Annotated in this window: 4 protein-coding genes; all 4 read left to right on the top strand. The window is 44.0% G+C overall.

Translation table 11 applies throughout. The features are described 5' to 3' along the window. The first annotated feature begins 127 nt into the window (after nucleotides 1–127). Nucleotides 128–973, top strand: a complete 846-nt coding sequence (gene queF / locus AB4496_RS17390; RefSeq protein WP_009847454.1) for an NADPH-dependent 7-cyano-7-deazaguanine reductase QueF — start codon at nucleotides 128–130, stop codon at nucleotides 971–973. A gap of 57 nt (nucleotides 974–1,030) precedes the next feature. Next, nucleotides 1,031–3,289 (top strand): lipopolysaccharide assembly protein LapB, encoded by a 2,259-nt coding sequence (locus AB4496_RS17385; RefSeq protein WP_009847455.1) that lies wholly within the window; start codon nucleotides 1,031–1,033, stop codon nucleotides 3,287–3,289. 118 nt (nucleotides 3,290–3,407) lie between these two features. Beyond that, entirely contained in the window at nucleotides 3,408–4,973 is a 1,566-nt protein-coding gene (locus tag AB4496_RS17380) for a GGDEF domain-containing protein (protein ID WP_009847456.1), read from the top strand. A 262-nt stretch (nucleotides 4,974–5,235) separates the two neighbouring features. Continuing rightward, a complete protein-coding gene (gene ppnN / locus AB4496_RS17375; protein WP_009847457.1) occupies nucleotides 5,236–6,603 on the top strand; it encodes a nucleotide 5'-monophosphate nucleosidase PpnN in 1,368 nt (455 codons plus the stop codon). Nucleotides 6,604–6,715: the final 112 nt, after the last annotated feature.

Raw genomic sequence — 6,715 nt, 5'->3', positions numbered from 1 at the left:
ATCTCCTAAACACAAAATAATAAATAGAATCCGAGCCCTTTCCGTGCCGATTAAGCGATGACTTAATGACAGGATAATGGGGATTCAGTAAAATCGACCCCATTCTAATCGAATTTGAAACGAAAGTATGAGCAAATATTCTGACGCAAAAGAGCTAGCGGGTTTAACCCTAGGCCAAAAAACTGAGTACTCTAACCAATACGATGCAAGTTTATTGCAACCAGTACCTCGTAGCCTTAATCGTAATGATCTTGCGCTAAACGGAGAGTTACCTTTTGTTGGTCATGATATTTGGACGATGTACGAGCTTTCGTGGCTAAACACCAATGGCTTACCACAAGTGGCTGTTGGTGAAGTGTTCATTCCGGCAACTAGCCAAAATTTGATTGAGTCAAAATCTTTCAAGCTGTACCTAAACAGCTACAACCAAACTCAGTTTGAAAACTGGGATCAAGTCACTGAGCGTCTAACTCAAGATTTGTCAGCATGTGCAGGCGAATCTGTGATTGTGAATGTAAATTCAGTAACCGATTACACCAACCAACCTATCGTGACGATGGAAGGTGACTGTATCGACAATCAAGACATCCAAATCACGAGCTATGATTTTGAAGCGTCACTGCTTGAAGGGGCTGCTGGCGAGCAAGAAGTAGAAGAAACTCTACATAGTCACTTATTGAAGTCAAACTGCTTAATTACCAATCAACCGGATTGGGGCAGCGTAGAGATCGCATATTCCGGAAAGCAAATTGACCGTGAAGCTCTGCTACGCTATTTAGTTTCTTTCCGCGAACATAACGAATTCCACGAACAATGTGTTGAGCGTATCTTCACTGACATCATGAAATACTGTGCACCATCGAAGCTAACCGTATTTGCACGTTACACGCGTCGTGGCGGTCTGGATATCAATCCATACCGTTCAACTGAGCAAGATAGACCAAGCCACAATAAGCGTATGGCTCGCCAATAATCGGCGTGAACCGCCCAAACTTATTTGAACCTACAAAATCTTTAAAGGGACATTGAAATGCGTTGGTTATACGTTGTTAGTCTATTCATTTTAAGCTTAAGCACATCGGTTAATGCGTCGGTCTATTCGTCGGCGCTCCTCAATGAAGCCAATAACTTGGTTGAGATAGAACCGAGCCAAGCAAAACGAATGGCCAACAGCTACCTAACGCTACGTATCCTTTCAGATCAACGCGAGAAGAGCCCGTCAGCTATTTCTCGTGAAGAGGCCGACTCTTCGATTAGAACCCCGAACAGCAGTATCGATGCGTATAAGATCTTAGCGAAAGCAGAGTTTAATCTAGGCAACATTCGTATTGCGATTCAGCACATCGACAAAGCCTCTGAGCTAGCAAAAACCTATAAGCTTGAGTATCTAAAGTTAGATCTGGAAATACTTAAAGTTAGGTTACTTTGGCTTACGGACAGAAAATCTGCCCAAGCAGAATCAGAGCTAAAAAAAATAGAAACAAGCTTAGAGTCGGTTAATAAAACCTTACGCCTGACGGAAGGAATTACCTATCGCTTAATCATGTTGAAAGCCGACATTTCCTCTTATAACAACAACGTAGGGGAAGCAGAAAAACTCTATCAAGAAGCAAAAACTTACCTAGAACAGCGTCACTCGGAAAAAGTCGTCATTGATTATCACATCACCGTCGGCGAGTTTTATCTTACCCATAAAGAGTACAACCATGCACTATCTGAGTTATTGTACGGCTACTGGAAATCAGTAGAAGGTAACCTGAGTTCGCGCTTGGCCAAAGTAAACCGCCTACTTGCACAGCTTTTCTTTGAACGCCAAGTATTAGATAAAGCTCTAGAGCACCTGTCTCAAGCTGCTGACTTTTACGATAATTTTGAAAGCTCTCCCATATTAGCGCAAGTACTAAAAAAGATGGGGGATGTGTACTTCAATCAAGGCAAATATAACCTTGCCCTCGTGCACTTTTTCAATGTCCTTGATCATGAGAGTACCGACCGAGACATCCACCAAGTCATTGACATTCGTCTAAGTTTATCTGCGACTTACTTACGACTTTATAACTACCCTCTAGCCGAGCAATACCTAGCACGAGCTCTTGAACTGCTGGAGTATTCCGACATTCCTAAATTGGAAGGCCGCGCTGCACTCTTATCCGCAGGTTTGGCATACCACCTACAAGAAAGCGAAGATGTAATTAAGCATGCGACACGTGCGCTCAAGATTTCGCGTCAGGTAGAGAACATGCGCCTGTCGCAACACTCCTACCACTTGCTCTCTTTAGGTTATGAGCAAGCAGGGCGTCCACAACAAGCGCTAGCAAATCTCAAACAATACAATATCCTTGTCTCTTTGGAACAACAAAAACTCAACCGTGTTGGTGAAGACGCATTCCGCCAACAAAAAGAGTTTGCCGAGCAAACGCTCCACTATGCAGGTCAAGAACAAGAATTAGAGAAATACAAACTTGAGCACCATAAGTTCCAGAAAATATCGTTCGCCTTATTTTTGTTCAGCATTGTCTTGTTCTTCTTTGTGCTACGCCGAGGCTACATCATTCAAACCTTAGTCACGGAAATGGATTCACTGCGTACCGACCTATTTACACACTCACGCTCAAAGCTTCCAAATCTAAGAATGCTGAACGCGAAGCTATCAAATTCTCTAGAACAAACCAGCCAAAACTTCGAACAATGGCAACTTGGTGAGTTGATTCATGAACCACTCAACGACCGTTTACGCTTTGTGATGATAGATTTACCGTTCCTACGCAATATGTACACTCAGAACGGTTATAAAGCAGGTTTAGAGCTCGAAGATGCTTTCGGCGAGTTCCTTAAATCTAAGCTTGAAGGTCCTGCGCGCGTCTACCACTTCTCGGATGCAAACTTGCTTTATATCGAACCAAATGCTGACCGTGATACATCGCCTGAGGCTATGTTCAGAAAGATTCAATCTTGGATTAATCACTTCGAACCAGAGCGAAACATTAATCGAACCGTCCGCATGGGCATCGCTGACTACCCGTTCTTGCCACGCGCTTATACCGCGATTAACGACCAAGAGCTGCTCGATGTACTATTAATGTCGACCAACCTGGCACGTGAAATCAGCCTCAAAGAACGCAGTAGCCAATGGGTTTACCTTAAAGCCATCGACAATGCCCCCGCAGCAAGCCTTGCAACGGGTAACATAAGAGAGGCTTGTAAACATGCGATTAATCAAGGGTTAATAAAGATACAATCCTCACACCAGAATGAGGACAATATCAAAAAAATGCTAAAAGATGACTGATTTGCGAGCGGTTAAACGTCGTAGGTCGTGACCTTATTTTTAGTTTTGTTATTATCAAGGTCACGGAATTTCATCTATACGATCGAGTACGATCTACGCGGCGCTAATTAATACATCTATGGGCATTCTTGAAAAAGACATTCAGGCGCAACTCCACCAGCTGAAATATCAGTTGGATCAAGTCCGCTTGACGCAAAGAGATACCTCGTTCAAATTTATTCGAGAACAAAAAGTTCTCAAGCGTATCGTTGCGTCTTTAAGTGATGCATGTGTTGGCAGCAACACTCATTTAGATGAAAATCTCATTGCCCTTAGGGAAGAGCTCGAAAAGCAAAAAGACATTAGCTCAATGATCCCCAAGTTGGCAGTATTAGAAAGGATGCTCAAGCAAAAAACGTTGGCTATGGATAAACAGAACGGATATCTGGATGATAGTATTAAGCACAGTGGGGAAACGCTGCAGCGTATAACTGGCCTTCCGGCTCAGCTAAAGCGCGATCTAAGAAACTTACTTAGCTTCTCCGAGTGTCATGGCAGTCAAAAAGTCGACCATGCGATGAAGCTTCTCAGCATTTATGAGCGTGCCATTAAGATTATGGCAAACAACTCACGCACTCATTTTGCCGACGTAGATCAATCAACTGAACAAGAACTCCTTTCCGAACTATCAAACGAGTTACAACACCTGATCACTGAACTCGACTTCGAGGGTGAATCGGGGGATCTACTGACCGATATTAGAGCGAAGCTACTACTTGGTGTTTCAACACAAAACCTACTTGAGCTAGCACTTCAGATCCTCAAACTGGTGATTGATGGCACGAGCCTAGAGCGTAAGCAGTCTGAACAATTTATCGAACAACTCAATTCCTCGCTCGCTTCTAGTATCAAAACAGCCGATCAAAACGCCGACCAGAGCCAAAGCTATTTTGAACATCGCCAAGGTCTTAATTCGGAGTTGAATGAACTTGTTACTAAGAGCCAAAGCTCTGTTGATAAAGCAACGGATATTGATAACTTAAAACTTTCGATAAACCCGCTGCTCAGTGAAATTGCCTCTCTTTCAGAAAGACTGAATCACGCAGAACAGAAAGAACAAGCTCTAATAGAAAGAATGAGCTACGGAAAAAACCAATTAGATTCGCTCTATGAAGTCACCCAAGATTACCGCAAGCGTCTAGAAGATCAGGCTCAGCGTATGCTGCTTGACCCTCTGACTAAGATCTACAACCGTACCGCCTTCACCGATCGTTTAGAGTTAGAATATCGTCGCTGGATTCGTGCACAACACTCACTAAGAGTCGTGCTGCTAGATATCGATAACTTCAAAGCAATTAACGATAGCTTTGGCTATACCGCTGGTGACAAAGCACTCAAGATCATCGCAAGAGCGATCACCAAAGAAATTGGTACTACCGATACTGTCGCTCGCTTTTCTGGTGAAGAGTTCATCTTACTACTTCCCGAGCAAAGCGATGAATATTGCCATCAAGTGACTCAAAGCATCCAGAATCAAGTCAGCCGCTTACCTTTCAAATTCCGTGACCAACAAATCACAATTACCTTGTGCGCAGCAAGTACTCCGTTTAAAGAGTCAGACACACCTGAAGAAGTATTAGAACGACTCAATAAAACACTTAACAAAGCCAAACAGCGCGGTAACAACCAACTTGTTTGGGACTAAGACAGCCCTAGATTTAATTTATTTCATTTTTTCAAATACTTATCACATACCATATCCCTCAATGTTTGCTAAGCTAATGATTAACATTCGCTTAACAAGCATTCTTGGCAAGCAATGCTGTATTTAAAAGAGCAACGCTGTCGTAATCGTTTCGTCTGGTTAATTCTCTCGCCTTTAACCAAACACTTTCAACGTTAGCTTCTCATCTCGAACTAAAGGGCCACTTTCAACCTCCCCTAGTTCTTTTCAACAAGGAGGCACTATGATCACTCATATCAGCCCTGCCGGTAGCATGGATTTACTCTCTCAACTTGAAGTTGAGCGTCTTAAGAAAACCGCATCTAGTGATCTGTACCAGCTTTATCGTAACTGTACGTTAGCGGTACTCAACTCGGGTAGCCACACCGACAACTCCAAAGAGCTGCTCGATAAATATCAATCGTTTGATGTTGAGGTCGTCCGTCGTGAGCGCGGGATCAAGCTTGAACTGAGCAACCCACCAGAGCATGCCTTTGTCGATGGTGAAATCATCAAGGGTATCCAAGAACACTTATTCTCAGTGTTGCGCGACATTGTCTACGTCAACATGCACCTTGCAGATAACCAAAGACTCAACCTGACCAATGCCACTCATATTACCAACCTTGTATTTGGCATTTTGAGAAATGCAGGCGCACTTACGCCAGGTATCGAACCTAACCTGATCGTGTGTTGGGGTGGTCATTCAATTAATGCCACTGAATACCAGTACACTCGCGAAGTGGGTAATGAACTTGGCCTGCGTGAGCTGAATATCTGTACCGGTTGTGGACCGGGGGCAATGGAAGGGCCAATGAAAGGGGCTGCAATTGGTCACGCGAAACAGCGCTATACAGACCACCGTTACTTAGGGCTAACTGAACCATCAATCATTGCGGCTGAGCCACCAAACCCGATAGTGAACGAACTGGTGATCATGCCAGATATCGAGAAGCGTCTTGAGGCATTCGTTCGTATGGCGCATGGCATCATTATTTTCCCCGGTGGTCCAGGTACGGCTGAGGAGCTGCTGTATATCTTAGGGATCATGATGCACCCAAATAACGTCGACCAACCAATGCCGATTGTTTTAACAGGTTCAAAAGAGAGTGAAGCTTACTTCCGTTCTATCGACAAGTTCATCGGCGAAACCTTAGGGCCTGATGCGCAAAAACACTATGAGATCGTGATTGATGACCCAGCACGCGCTGCGAAAATCATGAAACAGGCAATGCCAGATGTACGCTCTCACCGTAAAGAGACTGGCGATGCCTACAGCTACAACTGGTCACTGCATATTGAACCTGAGTTCCAACTGCCATTCGACCCTACACATGAATCTATGGCGGCGCTTGATCTGCATATGGATCAGAAAACAGAAAGCCTTGCGGCGAATCTACGTAAAGCCTTCTCTGGAATTGTGGCAGGTAACGTCAAAGCTGAAGGTATTTTGGAGATAGAGAAACATGGCCCCTTCCTGATTGATGGCGACAAAGAGCTGATGACAAAAATGGACCAGCTGCTGAATGACTTTGTTGAACAGCATCGAATGAAACTGCCGGGCGGCACTGACTATGTTCCTTGCTATAAAATTATGCCTAGCAGCGAATAACGGCAAGTAACTGATAACAAGCCACAAGTATAAAGTTAAACAAGTCATGACGTTTACGTCACCAAAGTTTCAACTCACCAAGTGATACGTTACTATAAGGGGCTAGCAGCCC

This window comes from Vibrio sp. 10N.222.46.A1 (assembly GCF_041473595.1).
GTDB classification, from domain to species: domain Bacteria; phylum Pseudomonadota; class Gammaproteobacteria; order Enterobacterales; family Vibrionaceae; genus Vibrio; species Vibrio tasmaniensis_A.
This window is presented reverse-complemented; position numbering and strand designations above follow the sequence as displayed.